The following is a 22,407-nucleotide window of genomic DNA, read 5'->3' as shown; positions in this document are numbered from 1 at the left end:
CACCAAAGGTAAGGCTTAGCCAGTTCACCAGACAATAAGCTAATGAAAGACATCTGTGTGGTTAATTTAGCTATCGAGTTTGGAAAAAACAAGTTATATGAATGAGATAATAAATTTAATTACTTTTTTTCGGTTTTGTATGTATCAACCATACGCCGAATAGAATAAACCCTGACCCCATTGTTTTTAATAAAGTGACAGGTTCATGGTACCAAGGCAGTAATACCGCGGCTAAATAGACCAATGCGTAACTGAGGCTTAATAAAGGATAGGCTCGATTAAGCGGTAAATATTTTAGCGCATAAAACCAACACAACATGGATAAAGTATAACCAACCAGCCCGCCTATTACGGCAATTAACTGTGTTAGATGGTTCATTAAAAATTGCCCATTAATATCAGCTAAAGATATTAATGGCATATTCATCATGCCCCATTTCAGCATTAACTGGGCAATCGTCACCAACACAACACTCCCTACCCCCCAGCCATAACCTTTCATAAGTGCCAACTAATCAATAAGATACCAAACATAATAGCGGCAATACCCCACCAATGGCGAGACGTTGTCTCCTCGCCATAAAATAGTTGAGCTGCCAAGGTTACCAGGACGAAATTAAAACTGAGCATGGGATAAGCCACACTCAGCGGAAGATGTTGCAATAAACGTAGCCACAGCAACATCCCTAAACCGAGGAGCAGCACCGCAAAAGCGAACCAACGCAGTGTCGGAGCCAGTCGTGTTTCTTGTGGTCCTTGCCAACATTGTGCGGCTTGCTTCTGACATAATTGCCCCGCACAGGTCAATAAACTGACCATTATCAAAAGCAGGTAACTTGTCATGGTATTTTTTGGTACCACAAAAGTGCCAGGCGATTCATCAGATTAACCTTATCTGCTGTCGGTAAATGGGCTGGCAGCTCTTCGCTGCGAGATAATTGAACCACCAGCGATACATCACCTTGCTTCCTCGCATGAGCTAACCATTGGTCGAAATCTTTACCATTAATATAGCTAGTGGCATTGTCTGCATAATTCAGACCATAAGCCAACTCGCCTTTTTCACTGAACATCAGAATATCGCTACGTTTCAATTCCCACGCTAGCCCTGCCGCAATACCTACACTATCAGCTAAGACATAACGGCTGCTATTAAGCTCAGCAAAATTCTTCTGGATAAAGTTCTGCGGCTGTTTAGAGTCAATCACCTGTTGTGGAATTAAATAACCTACCAGCAATATAAACAGTAGTGGGCACGCTGCTGCCCAGCGCCAATGATGAGCATTATTGCGTAAGGTGACAAAGCCCACCAGCCCCCACCCAGCAAAAGCAAGCGTCGCCAGAATAACCTTCTGATGCTCGTGCGGTTCGTAAGCGACCAGATGTGCTACCAGGCCCATACCAATAACCAGCACTGCTAATGCGCAGACCAGACCAAAAATAAGATTTATTGCACCATTAATCTTCAACGCGCGCATGTGCATATTATTGGCGCAATCCGTTGCATAGGCGGCCATCAATAAAGATAAAGGAGCCATGCAGGGCAGTATATATGTCGGTAACTTCCCTTTCGCCACGCTAAAAAATAGCAATGGCATTAATACCCAACAGAGCAAAAAGAATAATTCAGGTTTTGCCACTCGTTCGCGCCACCCTTTGAGTAATGCTCCGGGTAACAACCCCAACCACGGCAAAACACCCAAACACAATATTGGCAGGTAATACCAAATAGGGGCTTTGTGCTGAGCATCCTTTTCTGCAAATCGCTGAATATGCTCAACCCAGAAAAAATAATGCCAGAAATCAGGCTCCCGCTGAGCAATGGCTAATGCCCACGGCAAACTTATTATCACCGCACTCACTATCGCTAGCGGGCCAAAAATAATAAGTTCTTTTACTCTTTTGTGCTGAATGACAATCGGCAATACCGAAATAACCGGCACGGCCAAAGCCAGAAAACCTTTGGTCATAAAGCCCATGCCGCAAGCTAAACCGAGCAAAAGGTAAGCTACTATTTTCTGTTTCGTGGTTTCAGCTCGCAAAGTGAGGTAGAAACAGAACATCGACGCGGTTAACCACAATGAAATCATCGGATCTAGCACGGCATAAGAGCCAATACTAAATACCAACAACATCGAGAGATAAATTAAGGTCGCCAATACCGACGTCGAGCGGTTACGCCATAATAAGGTTGCTAGCCAATAAACTAACACTGCGCTCAACGCCGTGCTAAAAATTGAGCCAAATCGCACGGCGAAATTAGTGTCGCCAAATATCCACTGACTAATATTATTAAACCAATATCCCGCTATAGGTTTTTCAAAATATCGGATACCCAATAGATGGGGCACAATCCAGTCGCCACGTTGCAGCATTTCCCGGCTAATTTCCGCATAGCGTGTTTCATCGGGTTGCCATAAGAGGCGGCTATTAACAGGTAATAAATAGACCAAAGCAAAGAACAACGCCAATAGGGCTGCCCCGCTTTCTTTTAACAGCCTCATTGCGCATCCTTTATATCTGACTGACATCCCAACCAGCCCTCTCGTCCCGGAAAGGTGGCTCGAATAACTTTACCTATAGGCAGTGAATCCGCGTGTTCAGGTAATAGAGCGCCAAGGGGACAAAACTGAATGTCGTATTTTTTTGCCATGACCAATAATTGTTCAAACATTCCAGCTTGCGACATCCCTTCAACCTCAGCATGGATGGTATAAACCGGTGTTCCATTGTCATGCAATATGGCATTCATAATGAAATCATTAAAATCCTCAGCACGAACTTCGCTGCCCACCACTTCATCATAAGTGGGTAACGTCACCGGAATTTGCACTGTCCCCAGGCTGCCATCAGGTAATAATGGGCGGAAAGGATGAGTACCCCGACAGTCACTGTTATAGCGGAAAGAGAACGGCTGTTTTATGGCTAAAACACGCTCATCAGCCCGCCAGCCCGCGGCTGCCGAGCAAGTAACAGGTTGCTGAATGCTATGTTGTAATGCATCGACCCCCAGTTGTACCTGTTCAGCCAGTTGCTGTTTTGACCATGATGCGACTTTCGCTTGCCACCCCTGATGATCCCAAGCGTGTAAGCCGACTTCATGCCCCATCTGTAAAGTCTCTTTCATCAGAGGGCCGAAATCTTTCGCAATCTGTTTACCCGGCCAAGCGGTGCCCGCCAGCAAAATATCCCAGCCATACAGTGAGGCGGCATTCGAGCGCAGCATTTTCCATAAGAAACGAGGGCGGAAAAGTCGCCATAAATGACGCCCCATGTTATCCGGCCCGACACTGAAGAAAAAGCTGGCACTCACATCATACTTTTCAAGCACTGCAAGCAACGATGGCACACCTTCCTTGGTTCCCCGGTAGGTGTCCACATCGATTCTTAAACCAACCTGCTTCATACGTGACCGTCATCCTTTGAGGTTTGATGCTGTTCCTGGACCACCCCACGGAGGAAGAAATCCAATGTTTCAGTAACCGTCTGTTGCAACGCAATCTCCGGCTGCCAATGCAAAATACGGCGCGCATTCTTGATACTTGGCGTGCGATATTCCACATCCTGATATCCTTTGCCGTAATATGCGCTGCTTTCAATATCTTTAAAGCCAGCAAACGGCGGGAAATGGTCACGTAATTCATGCTGTTCAAAACTGCTCAGCAGTATTTCTGCCAGTTCACGAATACTGGCTTCATTGGTTGGGTTACCAATATTGATTATTTGACCGTCACAAGCATCATCACGGTTTTCAATAATACGGAATAACGCTTCAATACCATCATGAATATCAGTAAAGCAGCGTTTTTGCGCCCCGCCATCAACTAACTTAATTGGCGAACCTTCAACCAAGTTTAAAATAAGTTGTGTGATGGCACGAGAACTACCAATACGCGCGGCATCAAGGTTATCTAAGCGCGGCCCCATCCAGTTAAATGGACGGAATAAAGTGAATTTGAGGTTTTCTTTTGCGCCGTAAGCCCAAATAACGCGGTCCAGTAATTGCTTAGATACTGAGTAAATCCAACGCTGTTTATTAATTGGCCCTACAATCAAGCGAGAACTGTCTTCATCAAACTCTTTATCATCACACATACCATAAACTTCAGACGTGGATGGGAAGACAATGCGTTTATTGTATTTTACACAATCTCGGACAATCTTGAGGTTCTCTTCAAAGTCCAGTTCAAAAACACGCAGCGGATTACGGGTATATTCAATTGGCGTCGCAATAGCAACCAATGGCAGGATAACGTCACATTTCTTTATGTGATACTCAATCCATTCGGAATGAATACTGATATCACCCTCTACGAAATGGAAATAAGGGTTACCCAAGAAACGGCTAATAGCATCAGAACCAATATCTAAACCATAAACTTCGTAACGGTCATCACGTAGCAAGCGCTCAGTCAAATGATTACCGATAAAACCGTTCACTCCAAGGATCAACACGCGAGTGCGTCTTTTCTGGACTTTGCTGGGTTTGTTGCCTAAACGAACATCCGTGACAATGCCCATATCTTGTGCCAGACGGCTGCCCTGAACATACAAGCCGGCCTCACCCTGCCCGGTAACAACCTCCAATGCCCCTTTGCCACAAGCAATAATCAGTGGAGAAGTTGATAATACCGTACCGGGCAACTTCTCGTGTGCTATATCCAGTGGACGTGAACGCCAGATAATCAGTTGGCGCTGCCCAAGGTAACTGAAAGCACCAGGGTAAGGCTCAGTCACCGCACGCACCAGGTTATTAATCTCTAATGCGGATTTTTGCCAATGTATTTCACCATCAGCGGCAGTGCGACGGCCAAAATAGCTCGCATCGGCTTCTTTTTGCGGCACTAAATGCAGTGATGCACTATTCATTTTAGGCAATAAGTCATGCAGTAACTCTTGCGCGGCATCGCGCATTTTCGCATGCAATGTTAAGGCTGTGTCTGCCTCACTTATAATCACTTTATGTTGCCCAACAATTGGGCCTGCATCAGCTTTTTTGACCATTTTATGGAGAGTGACACCGGTTTCTTTCTCTCCATTGACCAACGCCCAATTAATAGGTGCGCGTCCACGGTACTTTGGTAATAAAGAACCGTGCAGATTAAATCCTCCACGTGGGGCTGATGACAGAATCTCATCACAAATCATATTGCGATAATAGAAAGAGAAAATGATATCAGGCTGCATTTGCTGGATCCGCTCAATCCACAGTGGATGATTAACATCTTCTGGAGCAAATACCGGGAGTTCTAGTTCAGCGGCAACTCTGGCCACTGAAGAGAAAAAGCGATTCTCATTGGGGGAATCTGTATGGGTAAATACCGCCTGAATATCATACCCAGCTTCAACCAGTGCTTTCAGTCCAACACAGCCAATATCGTGATAGGCAAATACAATCGCTTTCATTTCTCTACTTCCTGATTATTTTCGGTCTGCTCAGCGCCGACCACTTTCTGTATGAAATAACGTGGACGCGCACGTACATCGTTATAAATACGACCGATATATTCACCGAGTAACCCCATACCAACAAATTGGGCACCAATGAACATGAACAACACGGCGAATAGGGTAAAGACACCACCGCCAGCCCATTCAGGACCAAATACCAAACGTAAAACCACTAACAGCACAGCAAGAGTGAAACCCGAAAGTGCAATAACACTGCCAACCAGACTTAATAAACGTAATGGTGTTGTTGTCAGGCAAGTAATCAGGTCATACATCAGATTGATGAGCTTCATCAGGCTGTATTTCGAATCACCGAATTCACGCTCTGCGTGATGTACGGTAATTTCTGTCGTGCGGCGGGCAAAGGTATTTGCCAAGATAGGAATAAAAGTACTGCGCTCGTGACAGTGTAACATCGCTTCGACAATGTGCCGGCGATAGGCTCGTAACATACAGCCATAGTCACCCATTGATTTCCCGGTGGCGCGCTGAATCATCATGTTGATTACGCGAGAGGCGGTTTTACGAAACAGCGAGTCTTGCCGGTTGGCACGTACCGTCCCCACCACGTCATAACCCTCTTCCGCGACACTCACCAACCGTGGAATTTCCTCTGGCGGGTTCTGTAAGTCAGCATCCAGAGTAATAACCAAATCACCACTAACCTGATTGAATCCCGCCATAATGGCTGAATGTTGACCATAATTCCGATTAAGCAAAACAGCAATAATGCCACTGTCTGGTTCGTTAGCGGCTGCCGTCAAAAGTTCGGCTGAATTATCGCTACTGCCATCATCAACCAGAATAATTTCGTATGGTTGGCTGAGTAATTTACAGGCAGCTGATGTTCGCTGTATTAATGCGGGCAGGCTTTCTTGCTCGTTATAAACAGGAATAACGATTGAGACTTTCTTGATTTGTTCATTCTGTAACACGGCGCGGCCCTATAATAGTTGTTAATGCATCAACCACCCGATCAACATCGCTGTTCAGCATGTCGGGAAACAGGGGCAATGTGCATAATCTGGCAGAATTCCATTCGGTATTAGGTAAATGCAAAGAGGGGTAGCGTTGGCGATAGTATTTTTGGGTATGCGCTGCGCGAAAATGCAGACCAGTACCAATACCGAACTCTTTCAGGCGAGCCATCAGGGCATCCCGGTCAATACCACAGCGCGCTTCATCAACACGCACCATGAAAAGGTGCCATGCATGTTGATGAGAATAATCAGGAACAGCTAATGGCTGTAAGGGAGAATCAGTTAATGCCGAATGATAGCGAGCCACCAATTCTTGCCGGCGAGCATTGATTTCAGGCAAACGCCGAAGCTGAACCACGGCAATAGCGGCATGAATATCAGATAGATTATATTTATAGCCGGGCTCAACAACCTCAGCCTGCGGACTACGCCCTTGAATCTGGCGATCAAAGGCATCAACACCTAAACCGTGGAACTTGAGGCGACGAACTCTGGCGGCTAATTCATCATCATCTGTTGCAATTAAACCCCCTTCAGCACAAGTGATATTTTTAATGGCGTGGAAAGAGAAAATAGCGGTGCCTTCCCCACCAATCCACTTATCACCATAACGGGTGCCAACAGCATGGGCCGCATCTTCAATCAATGGAATATCGTATTTCTGGGCAATGATACGTAAAGCATCCAGCTCACAAGGTGCACCGGCATAATGGACTGGAATAATCGCTTTGGTTTTCTCTGTAATTGCCGCTTCAACATTAGCCGCACTGACCATTAAAGTATCACGGTCAACATCAACCATAACGGGTTCCGCTCCCAGCAGCACAATCATATTGAGCGTGGAAACCCAGGTTTGGGACGGTGTAATAACTTCATCACCGGGGCCAATTCCTAACGCCATCAGCGTAATATGCATCCCTGCGGTGGCAGAACAGACCGCGATAGCATGCTTGCATCCAAATGCTGTACAAAAATCAGTTTCTAGCTGCTGATTCTGCGGGCCTGTAGTAATCCAACCGGAACCTAGCACATTTACTACCGCATTAATTTCGTCCGGACCAATTGCTGGACGAGAAAAAGGCATAAAATTCTGCATTGATAAACATCCCTAGGATACACTTTGAGCTTTTGGCAACTATATGCCTACATAAGTTAACGAAAACTAAACGCTACTCAGATAGACTCTTCATTTTCTAGGAATAACTTTAGTCCACTAACCTTAAACAAACCTTAAGATAGGATTTTTTATAAATATATTTGCAGTCATTAATTTAAATTGAAATTATTTTTTTCACATGAAAAATCAAGCAAATGGCAGGAATTAACATCTGCGACTATATTGGTGGGTTGTGCTATTTGATCGTTTAAGGTGGGTAGCTGCCGGAACTATAATAATTGACGAGAAAATCATAATTAAAGAATATTTATTGGATAAACTGAATTCAGATAAATAGGTAAATGTAAATTTTAAACGCTTTTTGTAATAATCCAATTCTGTTGATTAAAACTATGAATTTGAAAATCGACTTCGAACACTTCAGATAATATATTCGCCGCCATAACCTGCTTAGTGCCCCCTTGTGTCAGCACCTTTCCACCCGCCATTAGCCAAACTTGATCAGCCTGTTGCAAGGTATGATTCAGATCATGCGCACTAATGATTGCACTGCGTCCGGTGGAGCAAAACTTGCGCAATAAGCTGTCCAACGCAACTTTCTGTGCCACATCTAAACCAGTGTAAGGCTCATCAAGTAATAATAATTTACTGTCTGGGTTAATATCCGGCCAAACCTGCAAGAACACGGCAGCAAGACGAACTCGTTGCCACTCTCCACCGGAAAGTTGTGACAACATTCGAGGTAATTTATCCGTTAATCGTAACCTGTTACAAAGATAGCCAATCGTCTCTGCCACGGCTTCCACAGCAACCCCCGCAGGCTGATAGAGAGAAAGATATTGGAAAACCGGCATCATTGTCAGAGCGGATTGCTGCTGAGATAAATATGCGCGCAACCGAGCCAATTCATGGCCTGAATAGCGCGGTAACGGCTTTCCTGCCAAGACAATATCGCCCCCTGCAGGTAACAGGCCAGCCAGTGAAGCCAGTAAAGTACTTTTCCCTGCTCCATTAGGGCCAATCAAATGAATTTGCAACCCAGCTTTTACCTGAGAAGAAAAAGGTGCCAGGCGGGTTCCTACATTGACATCGCTGAGTTGCAATAGCATCAGAATAATTTTTCCATCGGTGATTAGTGAGCGGCCAATGCCTGAGTGATCGCACTAATCAAAATAGGATCTTCTGGCGTCATATCTGGAGCAAAACGTTCAAGTACTACACCATCCCGGCCAATTAAGAATTTTTCAAAATTCCACAGAATATCACCTGCTTGTTTCGGCTCGCGGCCTTTACTCGCCAACCGTTGATAAAACTCACTGCCTTCCGGTTTTACTGCCACCGGTTTCGCCGCAATCAATTGCTGATATAAAGGATGACGCTGCGGACCATTAACTTCAATCTTGCTAAACATAGGGAAGTCAACGCCGAACGTACCACGGCAGAATGCCTGAATCTCTTCATCACTCCCCGGTTCTTGCCCGGCGAATTCATTACTTGGGAAACCCAACACTTCAAACCCTTGCTGCTTGTATGTCTTATACAGATTCTCCAAGCCTTCATATTGTTTAGTTAGGCCGCACTGAGAGGCCACATTAACCACTAACAACACTGATCCTTTATATTTTTCCAGTTTAACTGATTGGCTTTCAATGGTTTTTACCGGAATGGAATAAATTGAATGACTCATCAGGAAGAATCCTTATTCAGCAATGATAAACAAATGAACCTATAGGGTATAAATCTGCGCTAAGCAGATCACTTTACACGGTTCACTCTGGTCAGCAACCAGATAAAGAGTGGCGAACCTAATGTGGCGGTCACAACACCAATAGGTAATTCAGCAGAGAATAACGCGATACGCGCGACAACATCAGCCAGTAGCAATATCCCTCCCCCCGCCAATGCACATCCGACCAATAATCGGCGTTGATCAGTTAAACCCGTTAACCGCAGGATATGTGGAATAACCAGTCCGATAAAACTGATAACGCCAGCCAAGGCAACACTGATACCGACCAATAGGCCAATGGCCAGCACCAATAAATTACGCCACAGATGAAGAGAAATACCTAATTGCCTTGCTTGCTGCTCACCAAGCGACATGAAATTAAGTACCCGGCCCTGACAGCAGAGCCATACCACAATAGGTAATAGTGCTATCACCAATCCTTGCTGTCGCCAGTCAATACCGCTAAATCCCCCCATCATCCAGTACATTAGCTGGCGTAAATCCAGACTGGTACTGAAATAGACGGCCCAAGTCATAATGGCACTGCACACGATCCCCAATGCGACCCCAACTAATAGCAGACGAGCATTAGTTAATAAACGCCGCCGTGCAAAACCCAGTAGCAGCGCTGTCATTAAAAGAGCACCGGCAATAGCACAAGCACTTAGAAACCAGATAGGCAGCAATCCATGACCCAGTAATACGGCCATAACCAGCGCAACACCTGCGCCATTTGCGACGCCTAACAAACCCGGTTCTGCCAGCGGATTTTCAAATAAAGCCTGCATAACCGCACCAGATACAGCAAGACTGGCTCCCACCATCATGACAGCCAAGGCTCTGGGCAAACGCAGTTGCCAGACAAATAATTGTCCATTCTCACTAAACCACTGTGTGGGCCAAAGCCAAATGTCACCGGCACACAAGCTGATAGCCAGCGCAAATATCAATGTGACAACCAATCCTTTGAGGTAACGTTGGTCTCGTTGCTGTTGCCGCTGTTGAAGTACGGTAAATAACTGACTGGTCTGCATTACATCCTCGGCCATTACCTCAGAATTTACCTGAAGATATCAGATTCCCATTAGGCACTGAGAGACCCAATGGATTGCAGTATATAGAAGGCGGCAACAAGAGAACCTCAAGTCCGTGACTTGGGTGATTGTTTACAGCCAACACATCTGCAACTTGCAAGATGCGATATATACTAGGGTGTTAACGTAAGAAGGGGAAGATTTGCATGAAAAATATGACTTTTTTTGATAAAAGTCACTAATATTGCCACCGATTTTAGCGGCAAAATTAGCGCTTATCTATTATTGGCTATGCCCAAAAGGTTTTGAATTGTGGGTCTGTGCACACGGCCACCAGCATCCTAGAAGAGGCCAGATATATCAGCGGTTGCCTTTATTCTGTGGCGGATAAACCAGTTGGCCGCCACCGCTATTATTGTGCTTGCCATGATTATTTGAACCACCTTGTGGGCCATTATTATCCTGTCCAACATTCTTGCCGGGTTGTCCACGCCCATTATTTTCATTACGCCTTGGCTGATTACCATGCTCATTGCGGTCATTATTCCGTTGTTCCCCATGTTCTTGCCCACGGAATGGATTGCGGCCATCTTGCACTGATGGGCGCTGCCAGCGGCCTCCGTCCCAATAATAGCCACGTTCATTACGATCACCAATATGAGCACCACGATGTTCATGCCACCATTGTGGCGGACGCCAATCATAGCCATCCCAGTAATAGCCTCGGTTATCTTGATCGCCTAAATGCAAGCTGATGCCGGGTATATTGATATCAAGTGACACATCTGCCTGCACGACCAGCGGCATTAATGACAGAACACTCAGTAGCAAGAGATATTTTTTCATATAAATCCGAATATATTATTAACAGTTAATAAATTTATATCAGCGAAAATAATCCTCTTCTATGAGATAACTTCGCATTTTCTATTTCATTTCATAACGCTGACGATATCCATACAATCATTTCATGCTTAATATTATTATTTAATACTGTTCCTAACACCTCTTAACACTGAGTTGACAGTGGCTATATCCATATTGAATTACAATAATAATGGTTATACTTCCACATAATTGAACGATGAGGCAGATATGACGCGACGAATGACATTAATGCTAACCGTACTTTTATTGAGCTCGGTGCTTTCCGCTTGCTGTATCTTCCCGCCACCGGGTCGCGAGCATGGCGGTATTGGTCATTGAGGGGGATCAAGTATGCATTATAATAACGAGTTATTTCAGGCTAAATGTACCCAAAGCGTATTAAATCATTTTCAATAAAAAGTTAACTTATCTCTTTTAGCATCAATAATTTATTATAATGGGCACTTTCATCATGTTTATTTATAATGTATCTCTCATAATTGTTGATTGCCTGTTTTATTAAAAATTAAGATTAGTCCTTATTTAGTTCGTCACTCAGTGACTTACCCATAATATATCCTCTCCCTAGTCCTCTATGAAAATAGCCAAAGCGCATCAGGCCAGTGTTCAGATAGCACTCTCTCGAACCTTGAACCGAACCTCGAATGTTTGCTGATAGACAGAATCCGATCCAGTAACAATAACGACCTCAACTTTCTAGGGAGTAAGGCCAAAAAGAAAAAGGCCGCTTGCGCGGCCTTTTGTTCTGAAAATACTCACTCTTTTGGAGTGGCACTCTCTACCCGGCTTTTTAGCTTTTGTCCTGGACGGAAAGTCACCACACGGCGCGCCGTAATAGGAATGTCCTCACCCGTCTTCGGATTACGGCCCGGACGTTGGTTCTTGTCTCGCAGATCAAAATTGCCAAAGCCAGACAGTTTGACCTGTTCGCCATTCTCAAGAGCACGACGTACCTCTTCAAAGAATAACTCAACCAGATCTTTGGCATCTCGTTTGCTAAGCCCTAGCTTTTCAAATAGATGTTCTGACATTTCAGCTTTAGTAAGCGCCATAGGTTCAATCCCTCAAGGATGCTTGGAATCGCTGTTTTAACGCCTCTACACATCTTGCGACAGTAGCGGCGATCTCCTCTTCTTCCAGTGTACGGGCGGTATCCTGCAACACCAGACTAATAGCCAGACTCTTATAACCTTCTGCTACGCCCTTGCCACGGTACACATCAAACAAGTTTACGCCAACTACCTGATTTGCGCCAACTTTCTTACACTCCGCCAAAATATCTTCTGCGGGAACGTTTTCAGCCACTACAACGGCAATATCACGACGGTTTGCCGGGAAGCGCGAAATCTCGCTGGCCTGAGGCACGGCGCGGTCTGCAAGCTTGTTCCACTGCACTTCAAACACCACAGTACGACCATTTAAATCAAGCTTACGTTCCAGTTCAGGATGAACTACACCAATGAAACCAATGTGTTCCCCTGATAAATAAATTGCAGCACTTTGTCCAGGATGCAGTGCCGGATGAGCTTCGGCACGGAATTGAACATCAGATAATTTGCCGGTAAGTTCCAGAATTGCTTCCAAATCACCTTTCAAATCATAGAAGTCGATCGGTTGGCGCGCCAGATCCCAATGTTCATCGTAACGATGCCCTGCAATCACACCGGCTAGCATGAGATCCTGTCTAACGCCAAGATCTGCTTTACTATCAGGTACAAAGCGTAAGCCACTTTCAAATAAACGCAAGCGAGATTGCTGACGATTCTGGTTATACACTACCGCCGACAGTAAACCTGTCAACAATGACAACCGCATTGCAGACATATCAACAGAGATCGGGCTTGGCAAGATTAAGGCGTCTTGTTGCGGGTGCAGTAACGCCTGCACTTTAGGGTCAACAAAACTGTAAGTAATTGCTTCTTGATAGCCACGATCGACTAAAGCTGTCTTCACTCGTTTAAGTGGTAAGTCAGCTTCACGATGTTTCGTCATCACCAGATCAGCTTTGATAGGCACATCCGGGATATTGTTATAACCATAGATGCGGGCAACTTCTTCCACCAGATCTTCTTCGATTTCCATATCGAAACGCCAGCTTGGCGCTACTGCCTGCCAGTCAGAACCCAGTTCGGTTACCTGGCAACCAAGACGGCGCAGGATGTCACTGACTTGCTCTGACGGCACATGGTGACCAATCAGGCGGTCCAGTTTTTCACGACGCAAAGTAATAGTGGCGCATTTTGGCAATTCAGCCGTTGCTGTCACATCAATAACCGGGCCCGCTTCACCGCCACAAATATCAATCAACAAACGTGTTGCACGTTCAATGGCTTTATGTTGCAACGCAGGATCCACACCACGCTCATAGCGATGAGAAGCATCGGTATGCAGGCCATGTCGACGCGCGCGCCCAGTAATTGAAAGTGGGTTAAAAAATGCCGATTCCAGCAATACATTGCGAGTTTCTTCATTAACACCAGAATGTTCACCACCGAAGATACCGGCCATCGCCAAAGGCTTCTGCTGATCAGCAATAACCAGAGTATCGGCATTCAGTTTAGCTTTAGTACCATCCAATAGCGTGAGCTCTTCACCCTCTGCCGCCAGGCGGACAATAATCCCGCCATCAATACGGTCAAGGTCAAACGCATGCATCGGTTGACCTAATTCCAGCAAAACGAAGTTGGTGACGTCGACAACCGGATCAATCGAACGAATCCCGCAGCGGCGCAGTTTCTCACGCATCCACAGTGGTGTCGCCGCTGTGACATTAATCCCTTTAACTACACGGCCCAGATAGCGTGGACAAGCTTGTGGAGCATCTACACGGATAGGGAAAGTGTCACTTATAGAGGCTGCAACCGGGCTCATATCCGGTTCGGTCAATGGCAGTTGGTTTACCACCGCCACATCACGCGCTACACCGATAATACCCAAACAATCAGCACGGTTTGGTGTAACACTGATTTCGATGGTTTTATCGTCCAGGTGCAGATATTCACGCAGGTCAACACCAATCGGCGCATCAGCTGGGAGCTCAATAATACCATCGTGATCTTCTGAAATAGCCAGTTCAGAGAAAGAGCACAGCATGCCCTCGGATGGCTCGCCGCGCAGTTTTGCCGCTTTAATTTTGAAATCGCCCGGCAACACAGCACCCACAGTGGCAACAGCCACTTTCAAGCCTTGGCGACAGTTAGGCGCACCACAAACGATGTCCAATAAACGGTCACCGCCTACATCAATTTTGGTGACGCGCAATTTATCGGCATTTGGATGTTGGCCGCATTCAACAACGTGGCCGACAACTACACCATTAAATTCGCCGGCTACTGGGTCTATGCCATCAACCTCTAAACCGGCCATAGTAATTTTATGGGCTAAATCATCACTGCTAATGGCTGGGTTTACCCATTCGCGTAACCAAAGTTCACTGAATTTCATGAGATATTCCCGCCTTACTTAAACTGTTTGAGGAAACGCAGATCATTTTCAAAGAATGCACGCAGATCGGTGACACCGTAACGCAACATCGTTAAGCGCTCCATCCCCATACCGAATGCAAAACCTGAATAAACTTCAGGGTCGATACCAACGTTTCGCAATACATTTGGATGCACCATGCCGCAACCTAGCACTTCAAGCCACTTGCCATTTTTACCCATTACATCCACTTCAGCGGAGGGTTCCGTAAACGGGAAATAAGACGGGCGGAAGCGAATTTGCAGATCTTCCTCAAAGAAGTTACGCAAGAAGTCGTGCAAAGTGCCTTTCAAATTAGTAAAGCTGATATCACGGTCAACAATCAGCCCTTCCATTTGATGGAACATCGGTGTGTGTGTTTGGTCATAATCATTACGATAAACACGGCCCGGCACGATAATACGAATCGGCGGCTGTTGGCCTTGCATGGTACGAATCTGTACACCAGAGGTCTGCGTACGCAGTAATCGGGTAGCATCAAACCAGAAAGTATCGTGGTCTGCGCGAGCTGGGTGATGAGCCGGGATATTTAATGCATCGAAGTTATGATAGTCATCTTCGATTTCTGGGCCGGACTCAACAGAAAAGCCCAATTCACCAAAGAAGGTTTCGATACGATCGATAGTGCGGGTTACCGGGTGTAACCCGCCGTTTTCCATACGACGCCCTGGTAAAGAGACATCAATAGTTTCAGCTGATAATCTAGCATTCAGAACGGCTGATTCCAGCTTATCTTTGCGAGCATTAAGTGCTTCTTGTACTTCTTGTTTAGCCTGATTAATGACGGCGCCTGCTGCTGGTCGCTCTTCAGCTGGCAGCTCACGTAACGATGTCATTTGAAGGGTCAAGTGGCCTTTTTTGCCTAAATATTCGACGCGTACCAAATCCAACGCGGCAACATCCTGGGCATCTTCTATGGCTGCTTTAGCTTTGGCAACCAGCTCTGCGAGATGTGGCATTGTTTCCTCTTCCTCTGGCCGGTATGGCCCGCTTGTAGTTATCCCCTTAGAACTTGAAGCCACAAGCTTGTTAGCTGCAACTCCGCATCCTTTGGGTATATAAATTAATGTTATATAATTTGTTAACTATATAGAAATGCAGCCATTTAAAGCCGCTGACACAAGCTCAATAGCTAAAAATCTAATACTCAACACTCTTATAAGAATCTACCGGTTTACCTAAAAATGCTGGCTTAAGCAAAACACCGCAAGTAGTTCCAGCTCAAAGGCTCGAGTAGGCCCCTGAAATACAAACAAAAAAGCCTCCACGATGGGAGGCTTAGGCGCTATTTTTCGTTTCTATTCTTACGCGCAAGCCTCCTGAAATCAGGCGCTAAAGTAAAAAAAGAAGCGAAAAGTAACGGCATGCATCATAACAGCGACCTTCTTTCCAAGAAGATAAAGATTAAAAGAGGGAGACAAGCTCCCTCTTCAATTCTGACTTACGCCAGAGCTACTTTCGCTTTTTCGACCAGTGCAGAGAATGCCACTTTATCGAATACTGCGATGTCAGCCAGGATCTTACGGTCAATTTCAACAGAAGCCTTTTTCAGACCATTGATGAAACGGCTGTAAGACAGACCATTCTGACGAGCAGCTGCGTTGATACGTGCAATCCACAATTGGCGGAACTGACGCTTCCGTTGACGGCGGTCACGGTAGGCGTATTGGCCTGCCTTGATTACTGCCTGGAAAGCAACACGATAAACGCGCGAACGGGCACCGTAGTAACCTTTCGCCTGCTTTAAGATTTTTTTGTGACGTGCACGTGCTACCACACCACGTTTTACGCGAGCCATTTACTTCTCCTATCGTCTTAATTCAAACCAAAATTACTTATGCGTACGGCAGACATGCCACGACCAGACCCAGATCGTTCTTAGATACCAGGCCTTTTGGACGTAAATGACGTTTACGCTTAGTAGCTTTTTTGGTCAAAATATGACGCAGGTTAGCATGCTTACGCTTAAAACCACCATTAGCGGTCTTTTTGAAGCGCTTAGCGGCGCCGCGTACTGTCTTAATTTTTGGCATTGAATATATCCACTTCGCATTGTTAATTACAACGAGCTAGCTAGGCGAACAGACTCCTTGCTGCGTAAACGCAGAGAAGCCTGCTACTTGTATGCCTTACTGTCTCTTCTTAGGTGCGAGCACCATGATCATCTGACGACCTTCGATACGAGTCGGGAAAGACTCCACAACGGCCAGATCAGAATCCTCAGTCAGATCTTTTTTGACACGGTTAAGAACTTCCATGCCGATCTGTTGGTGCGCCATTTCACGCCCACGGAAACGCAGGGTGATTTTGGCTTTATCGCCATCTTCCAGAAAGCGAATCAGGTTGCGTAGTTTGACCTGATAGTCGCCATCATCGGTACCAGGACGGAATTTGATTTCCTTGACCTGAATGACTTTTTGCTTCTTCTTCTGTTCTTTTGTCGACTTGCTCTTCTCATAGAGGAATTTGCCGTAATCCATAATACGGCAAACCGGCGGCTCGGCATTCGGACTGATTTCTACTAAATCAACACCAGCTTCCTCAGCTTTTTCAAGAGCTTCATTCAGACTGACAATGCCAATCTGCTCACCATCGACGCCTGTTAAGCGAACTTCTGTGGCGCGAATCTCTTTGTTGATGCGATTAGGACGCGCCGGTTGAACTCGTTTTCCGCCTTTAATACTTTATTCCTCCAGTTGATGAAGACTACGGCTGCGAATTTCTGTTAGCAGCTGGTCTACGACCACGTTGACGTCCAAGCTTCCTAAGTCTTTACCACGGCGGGTACGAACGGCAATCTTGCCTGATTCGACCTCTTTATCGCCACAGACCAACATATATGGAACCCGACGCAACGTATGTTCACGAATTTTAAAGCCAATCTTCTCATTTCTCAAGTCCGCTTTTGCCCTAATCCCTGCATCTTGCAGTTTTTTGGTCACTTGTTGGACATAATCAGACTGGCTATCGGTGATATTCATCACCACGACTTGTACCGGAGCTAACCAAGTTGGGAAGAAGCCTGCATATTCTTCGGTTAAAATACCGATGAAGCGCTCCATTGACCCTAAAATAGCCCGGTGAATCATTACTGGCACCTGACGATCGTTATTTTCGCCGATGTAAGACGCACTTAAGCGGCCCGGTAATGAGAAATCGAGCTGTACGGTACCACACTGCCACGCACGATCCAAACAATCATGCAAGGTAAATTCAATTTTCGGGCCATAGAAGGCACCTTCACCCGGCTGATAATCAAATGGAATACCATTTTCAGTCAGCGCAGCCGCTAAATCGTCTTCAGCACGGGTCCATAAATCGTCACTACCAATACGTTTTTCAGGACGAGTAGACAGCTTGACCACAATCTTTTCGAAGCCAAAGGTGCTGTACATGTCGTACACCATCTTAATGCAGCTGTTCACTTCATCGCGAACCTGCTCTTCAGTACAAAAGACGTGAGCATCATCCTGGGTAAAACCACGGACGCGCATTAAGCCGTGTAGCGCGCCTGATGGCTCATTACGATGGCAGCTACCAAATTCAGCCATACGCAATGGCAGATCACGGTATGACTTCAACCCTTGGTTGAAAATCTGCACATGTCCTGGGCAGTTCATTGGCTTGATGCAGTACTCGCGGTTTTCCGACGATGTAGTGAACATATGCTCAGCATAGTTCTCCCAATGTCCGGTTTTTTCCCACAATACACGGTCCATCATAAACGGCCCTTTTACTTCCTGATATTGGTACTCTTTGAGCTTGGTACGCACAAAAGTTTCCAGTTCACGGAAGATAGTCCAGCCGTCGTTATGCCAAAACACCATTCCAGGCGCTTCTTCCTGCATGTGGTAAAGGTCCAATTGCTTACCAATCTTGCGATGGTCGCGTTTGGCCGCTTCTTCCAGACGTTGCAGATAAGCATTTAGTTGCTTTTTATCACCCCAAGCCGTGCCGTAAATACGTTGCAGCATTTTATTCTTGCTGTCGCCACGCCAGTAGGCACCAGATGTTTTCTGCAATTTAAAATGATGGCAGAAACGCATATTGGGCACATGTGGACCACGGCACATATCAACGTATTCTTCATGGTGATACAAACCAGGGCGATCATCGCGGCTGATATTCTCATCCAAGATAGCCACTTTATAATCTTCACCACGCGCAGCAAAAGTATCGCGAGCTTCTTGCCAGCTCACTTTTTTCTTGATGACATCGTAATCTTTATCGGCAAGCTCGTGCATCCGCTTTTCCAGCAGATCCAAATCTTCCTGCGTCAGAGTGCGGTCGATATCTACATCGTAATAGAAACCGTTGTCGATAACCGGGCCGATAGCCATTTTAGTATCAGGCCAAAGTTGCTTAATAGCATGCCCCAATAAGTGGGCACACGAGTGGCGGAGAATTTCCAAACCTTCAGCATCTTTGGTAGTAATAATGGCCAGTTGCGCGTCAGATTCGATCAGGTCACTGGCATCCACCAGTTCGCCATTTACACGGCCAGCAATACAGGCTTTTGCCAGGCCGGGACCGATGTCTAAAGCAACATCAAGCACAGAAACGGCGTGATCATATTGACGCTGACTGCCGTCAGGAAGGGTAATAACAGGCATTCTAATTCCTTATCTACAGTGGTGACCCACACGACAGATCACATGCAAGACGTAATTATTGTTTAATTTCAAAAAGTTGCGACATCAATTTAACCCACGTTTGTTATATTGGTCCGCAACTGTGTACACAATCTACTTTGTGACAGAGATCATGTCGCAAAGGGAATTCATATTATCACTACTCAATATAATGACAAACACTATCACGGTTATCCGCCACTGTGATTTATCCAGCACCTGACATCAAAATGAAGTGCCTCGTGAAAATACATCAGCGATATTTTCACTAAACAGTGATAATGATCGCCGACAAAGTTATCATGCTTAAAATGCTTTATGATCACCATAATATCAACACCGTATAACTGAGGGTCAACTATTGCAGCGACAACCTGTTACATCCTCCAGAATTTTGTCGATTGGTTATGATCCTGAAAATCGCATGCTGGAGATACAATTCCGTGAACAAGGGATTTATCAATATCTTGGCGTCCCTGAGCGTGTTCACCAGAATTTTATGTCTGTGGTTTCAAAAGGTCGTTTTTTTGATGGCGTGATTAAAGGTAAGTTTTTGTGCCGGAAAATTGGTTAAATAAAAAATAATCAAATAAAAACATATCATTACACCACACTGAAACGGTTACTTCGATGACAGGTATTTGCAACGAAGTTCACCGTTTCAGAAACTGGCAATATCACTCCCTAAAATTCTCATGCCATTAAATAACGCCATAAGTAAGATATTGGCACGACGAAAAGTAAGGCCGGCAGAAAATTCACTACAGCAAATATCTTAATCTGAGCAATCCGTAAACCCACTGCGATCATAATAATCCCACCGCAGGCAGAAAAATCGGCAAAGGCGATGTCATCCATAAAGGGCATAATGAGCTTTGCCAGTAAAACCAATGCGATTTGAATGAGTAATTGCGGAATAGCAATTGCCACCAGCGCAATACCCAGCGAAATAGAAAATATTAACGCGGTGAAAAAATCCATCAGCGCTTTAACAAATAACAGCTGAAAATCACCAGTAATACCTTCTGTCAAAGAACCGACAACACCCAAGCCACTTGCGCAAAACAACACAATCATGGCAGTAAAGCTCTGGGCAAACTCTTGCGGTGGCAAGGTACTACGTGATGGGATAACTCGCTCCAGCAAACCGCGAGTTTTATTTGCTCCCCATTTTACGCCTTGCTCAAGTGATAATAACTCCCCCACCGCTGTTCCAATAATTAATGCCAAAATCACTGCAGGCATAAAATGAACTTTCACCACCATCACAATACCAATGCAAATTGAGGCCAAGGCAAATGTGGCCGGTAATCCCTCTTGCAACCGTTTGGGAACATGTCGAGCGAGTAATACACCGACAATACCGCCGAGGATTATCCCAGCACTGTTAATAAACGGGCCGACCATAGCATGCTCCCAATCGCTAAAACGCGTTCTGAAGGGTTAAAATGTATTTGTTTTAGAATTAGCAATTCACCAATAATAGCTAAACACAAACAACTGAATCGCCAAGGCAATTTTTGCAGACAAGATGACATGGATTTTATCATACATATTGTTGGTGTCAGTTGTGTAAAGGTGTTTATCATCACCAACAATGATTTACATTATGATCTATTGCTTTTGAGTAGTACTGGGTGTATTGCTATTTCTACAGGAAGTGCCCATAATCAATTTCCGTTTCCGTGTAGCAATGGTTACTGGAACGCCGCCCCGATTGTTTACGCAGTCGGGGCGTTTTATTTGGTCATTCCCTGTACAATACGCGGCACCTTACACCTCACTTTCCCCCCCACAAATATTTTTACCTACTCATATCAACCAAGCACTGATAAATACTGAACAATAAAATAGATTCCATCCGTTTTTCTTCCGCATTTTGTTGCCTATGATTTACTCACTAGTCAACAAGGGGAGATATATGATGAAAAGAATCACCGAGGTTCTGTCAGGTCTCGAAGTTTACTTTCGCCAAACGCATCAACAATGCACGGAAGAAACATCATGGTTTACGCGCTGGCTGTATATTCCAATAGAGGAAAGAATGCAGGTATTAGATGAGCTACTGATGCCCTACTCCACTAAACCGCAAGAGAAGAAATAAGTAGCACGAGATAAAACAAAGATTTAAAAACGAGAAATTAAGGAAGATGATCATGGCTGAAACATATTTACCCAAGTGGGTGTTTTTTAGCCAAATCTATTGCAGCCTGAATTGCCGAGCGCGCTTGCGGGCTGTTTTTCCAACATGTTGACCCCACCATAGCTGCAGCGCTGCTAACAATCTCATTCATATCGGCCTGACTCAGTTGAGCCAAAGTAGTAAAACCGAGCTGCTCCAGCCGCGTAATAACCGTTGGCCCTACCCCTTTTACAGCCAGCAACATATTACGTTCATTATCAGAGAATGCCATGCTGGGCTCCCAGTTAAAGTAGCGCTATAGCGAATAAAAAGACGATTTATTTAAAATAGAACCAAGTGGTTTCAATAAATTCACTTTACTCTACTGTCAAACAAAACTGCGAGAATACCCGGTTATGGAACATCATTCAGAGCCGCTTTCGTGATGCGTTTTCCGCACTAAAAAACCAAAGCTCGGGTAAACGATTCGGATAAAAGCGAATTTCGTAGGTATCTTTGAGTGGTGCTAAGCGCCAGCGCGGGCGAGCTTCGCGTTTCGGTTTTAAAAAACGCAAACGCCCACGCGTACGCGCAGCTTGTGTATCTAACACCCATGCCGCTGAAGCCGATAAGGGCTGGCGAATATATTCATCTTCAACGCTGATATCACAAATACACAAAACCCTATTCCTTGCTGAAATTGATGCTGCTATGATTATTCTGGATCTGCAGTATTGAACCAACTGTTGCTCGCCAGGGATTTGATCTGCATCACATATCCCCCAATCCCTTATCGTTACCCCTGTTCTAACTCACTCAAATCACCAACCTTAGTGAATGCATTGGGATAGGTTGGTTCACTACCCTGTTGTAACACCAATGGCTTTGGGTGTGGCCTTTTGCCCAACGTATCGCGTAGAGTAGCAAAGTGATAATTTCGTATATGGGTATATTTACGCGCTATACGATTAA

Annotated in this window: 24 protein-coding genes and 1 other annotated feature; of the genes, 2 read left to right on the top strand and 22 right to left on the bottom strand. The window is 45.3% G+C overall.

What is annotated here, in order from left to right:
- Window positions 1-115: 115 nt before the first annotated feature.
- From arnF to thrS, 19 genes are all read right to left on the bottom strand, one after another.
- Window positions 116-502, bottom strand: a complete 387-nt coding sequence (gene arnF, locus DJ58_RS20425) for a 4-amino-4-deoxy-L-arabinose-phosphoundecaprenol flippase subunit ArnF (RefSeq protein ID WP_032910171.1) — start codon at window positions 500-502, stop codon at window positions 116-118.
- Complete coding sequence (gene arnE / locus DJ58_RS20430; RefSeq protein ID WP_032910170.1) at window positions 499-843, bottom strand: 4-amino-4-deoxy-L-arabinose-phosphoundecaprenol flippase subunit ArnE; 345 nt, start codon at window positions 841-843, stop codon at window positions 499-501. The genes arnF and arnE overlap by 4 nt, the downstream gene beginning before the upstream one ends.
- A complete protein-coding gene (gene arnT, locus DJ58_RS20435) occupies window positions 840-2,504 on the bottom strand; it encodes a lipid IV(A) 4-amino-4-deoxy-L-arabinosyltransferase (protein ID WP_032910169.1) in 1,665 nt (554 codons plus the stop codon). Before arnT ends, arnE begins: the two co-directional genes overlap by 4 nt.
- The gene (arnD, locus tag DJ58_RS20440; protein WP_032910168.1) at window positions 2,501-3,406 is read right to left on the bottom strand and encodes a 4-deoxy-4-formamido-L-arabinose-phosphoundecaprenol deformylase; all 906 of its coding nucleotides are present in this window, start codon (window positions 3,404-3,406) and stop codon (window positions 2,501-2,503) included. Before arnD ends, arnT begins: the two co-directional genes overlap by 4 nt.
- On the bottom strand, window positions 3,403-5,406 hold the full coding sequence (gene arnA / locus DJ58_RS20445; protein WP_032910167.1) for a bifunctional UDP-4-amino-4-deoxy-L-arabinose formyltransferase/UDP-glucuronic acid oxidase ArnA: 2,004 nt from the start codon (window positions 5,404-5,406) through the stop codon (window positions 3,403-3,405). The genes arnD and arnA overlap by 4 nt, the downstream gene beginning before the upstream one ends.
- Entirely contained in the window at window positions 5,403-6,386 is a 984-nt protein-coding gene (gene arnC / locus DJ58_RS20450) for an undecaprenyl-phosphate 4-deoxy-4-formamido-L-arabinose transferase (RefSeq protein WP_032910166.1), read from the bottom strand. Before arnC ends, arnA begins: the two co-directional genes overlap by 4 nt.
- Entirely contained in the window at window positions 6,373-7,527 is a 1,155-nt protein-coding gene (gene arnB, locus DJ58_RS20455) for a UDP-4-amino-4-deoxy-L-arabinose aminotransferase (RefSeq protein ID WP_004706564.1), read from the bottom strand. The genes arnC and arnB overlap by 14 nt, the downstream gene beginning before the upstream one ends.
- Before the next feature lie 371 nt (window positions 7,528-7,898).
- Window positions 7,899-8,657: a vitamin B12 ABC transporter ATP-binding protein BtuD gene (btuD, locus tag DJ58_RS20460; RefSeq protein WP_004706563.1), complete on the bottom strand. Its 759-nt coding sequence runs from the start codon at window positions 8,655-8,657 to the stop codon at window positions 7,899-7,901.
- Between the two features lie 23 nt (window positions 8,658-8,680).
- Entirely contained in the window at window positions 8,681-9,235 is a 555-nt protein-coding gene (locus DJ58_RS20465; protein ID WP_004706562.1) for a glutathione peroxidase, read from the bottom strand.
- 68 nt (window positions 9,236-9,303) lie between these two features.
- Window positions 9,304-10,311 (bottom strand): vitamin B12 ABC transporter permease BtuC, encoded by a 1,008-nt coding sequence (btuC, locus tag DJ58_RS20470; RefSeq protein ID WP_032910220.1) that lies wholly within the window; start codon window positions 10,309-10,311, stop codon window positions 9,304-9,306.
- Window positions 10,312-10,671: 360 nt separating this feature from the next.
- Window positions 10,672-11,157 (bottom strand): DUF2502 domain-containing protein, encoded by a 486-nt coding sequence (locus DJ58_RS20475; protein WP_004706560.1) that lies wholly within the window; start codon window positions 11,155-11,157, stop codon window positions 10,672-10,674.
- Window positions 11,158-11,954: 797 nt separating this feature from the next.
- The gene (ihfA, locus tag DJ58_RS20480) at window positions 11,955-12,251 is read right to left on the bottom strand and encodes an integration host factor subunit alpha (protein WP_002211830.1); all 297 of its coding nucleotides are present in this window, start codon (window positions 12,249-12,251) and stop codon (window positions 11,955-11,957) included.
- Between the two features lie 4 nt (window positions 12,252-12,255).
- Entirely contained in the window at window positions 12,256-14,643 is a 2,388-nt protein-coding gene (gene pheT, locus DJ58_RS20485) for a phenylalanine--tRNA ligase subunit beta (protein ID WP_004706558.1), read from the bottom strand.
- A 14-nt stretch (window positions 14,644-14,657) separates the two neighbouring features.
- Window positions 14,658-15,641: a phenylalanine--tRNA ligase subunit alpha gene (gene pheS / locus DJ58_RS20490; RefSeq protein WP_004706557.1), complete on the bottom strand. Its 984-nt coding sequence runs from the start codon at window positions 15,639-15,641 to the stop codon at window positions 14,658-14,660.
- Between the two features lie 292 nt (window positions 15,642-15,933).
- Window positions 15,934-16,056, bottom strand: a sequence feature (Phe leader region).
- The gene (pheM, locus tag DJ58_RS24060) at window positions 16,008-16,052 is read right to left on the bottom strand and encodes a pheST operon leader peptide PheM (RefSeq protein ID WP_223300610.1); all 45 of its coding nucleotides are present in this window, start codon (window positions 16,050-16,052) and stop codon (window positions 16,008-16,010) included. Its footprint overlaps the feature before it by 45 nt.
- A gap of 67 nt (window positions 16,057-16,123) precedes the next feature.
- On the bottom strand, window positions 16,124-16,480 hold the full coding sequence (rplT, locus tag DJ58_RS20495) for a 50S ribosomal protein L20 (RefSeq protein WP_004706556.1): 357 nt from the start codon (window positions 16,478-16,480) through the stop codon (window positions 16,124-16,126).
- Window positions 16,481-16,517: 37 nt separating this feature from the next.
- Window positions 16,518-16,715: a 50S ribosomal protein L35 gene (gene rpmI / locus DJ58_RS20500; RefSeq protein WP_002211834.1), complete on the bottom strand. Its 198-nt coding sequence runs from the start codon at window positions 16,713-16,715 to the stop codon at window positions 16,518-16,520.
- 96 nt (window positions 16,716-16,811) lie between these two features.
- A complete protein-coding gene (infC, locus tag DJ58_RS22300; protein WP_011816226.1) occupies window positions 16,812-17,363 on the bottom strand; it encodes a translation initiation factor IF-3 in 552 nt (183 codons plus the stop codon).
- A 3-nt stretch (window positions 17,364-17,366) separates the two neighbouring features.
- On the bottom strand, window positions 17,367-19,295 hold the full coding sequence (gene thrS / locus DJ58_RS20510) for a threonine--tRNA ligase (RefSeq protein WP_004706555.1): 1,929 nt from the start codon (window positions 19,293-19,295) through the stop codon (window positions 17,367-17,369).
- A gap of 379 nt (window positions 19,296-19,674) precedes the next feature.
- On the opposite strand from thrS, the gene DJ58_RS20515 reads away from it, so the two are divergent.
- Entirely contained in the window at window positions 19,675-19,887 is a 213-nt protein-coding gene (locus DJ58_RS20515) for a KTSC domain-containing protein (RefSeq protein ID WP_005161573.1), read from the top strand.
- Between the two features lie 119 nt (window positions 19,888-20,006).
- Here the strand turns inward: DJ58_RS20515 and DJ58_RS20520 are convergent, their stop codons facing one another.
- Window positions 20,007-20,720, bottom strand: a complete 714-nt coding sequence (locus DJ58_RS20520) for a DUF554 domain-containing protein (RefSeq protein ID WP_004706553.1) — start codon at window positions 20,718-20,720, stop codon at window positions 20,007-20,009.
- 514 nt (window positions 20,721-21,234) lie between these two features.
- Here DJ58_RS20520 and DJ58_RS20525 point away from each other — a divergent pair.
- Window positions 21,235-21,417 carry a hypothetical protein gene (locus tag DJ58_RS20525; RefSeq protein WP_004706551.1) on the top strand — a complete coding sequence of 61 codons (183 nt, stop codon included), beginning with the start codon at window positions 21,235-21,237 and terminating at the stop codon, window positions 21,415-21,417.
- 67 nt (window positions 21,418-21,484) lie between these two features.
- Here DJ58_RS20525 and DJ58_RS20530 read toward each other — a convergent pair whose 3' ends face one another.
- Window positions 21,485-21,727 carry a hypothetical protein gene (locus DJ58_RS20530; protein WP_004706550.1) on the bottom strand — a complete coding sequence of 81 codons (243 nt, stop codon included), beginning with the start codon at window positions 21,725-21,727 and terminating at the stop codon, window positions 21,485-21,487.
- 136 nt (window positions 21,728-21,863) lie between these two features.
- Window positions 21,864-22,115, bottom strand: a complete 252-nt coding sequence (locus DJ58_RS20535; protein WP_032910164.1) for a hypothetical protein — start codon at window positions 22,113-22,115, stop codon at window positions 21,864-21,866.
- Window positions 22,116-22,407: the final 292 nt, after the last annotated feature.

It is taken from the genome of Yersinia frederiksenii ATCC 33641, from assembly GCF_000754805.1.
Lineage (GTDB): Bacteria > Pseudomonadota > Gammaproteobacteria > Enterobacterales > Enterobacteriaceae > Yersinia > Yersinia frederiksenii.
This window is presented reverse-complemented; position numbering and strand designations above follow the sequence as displayed.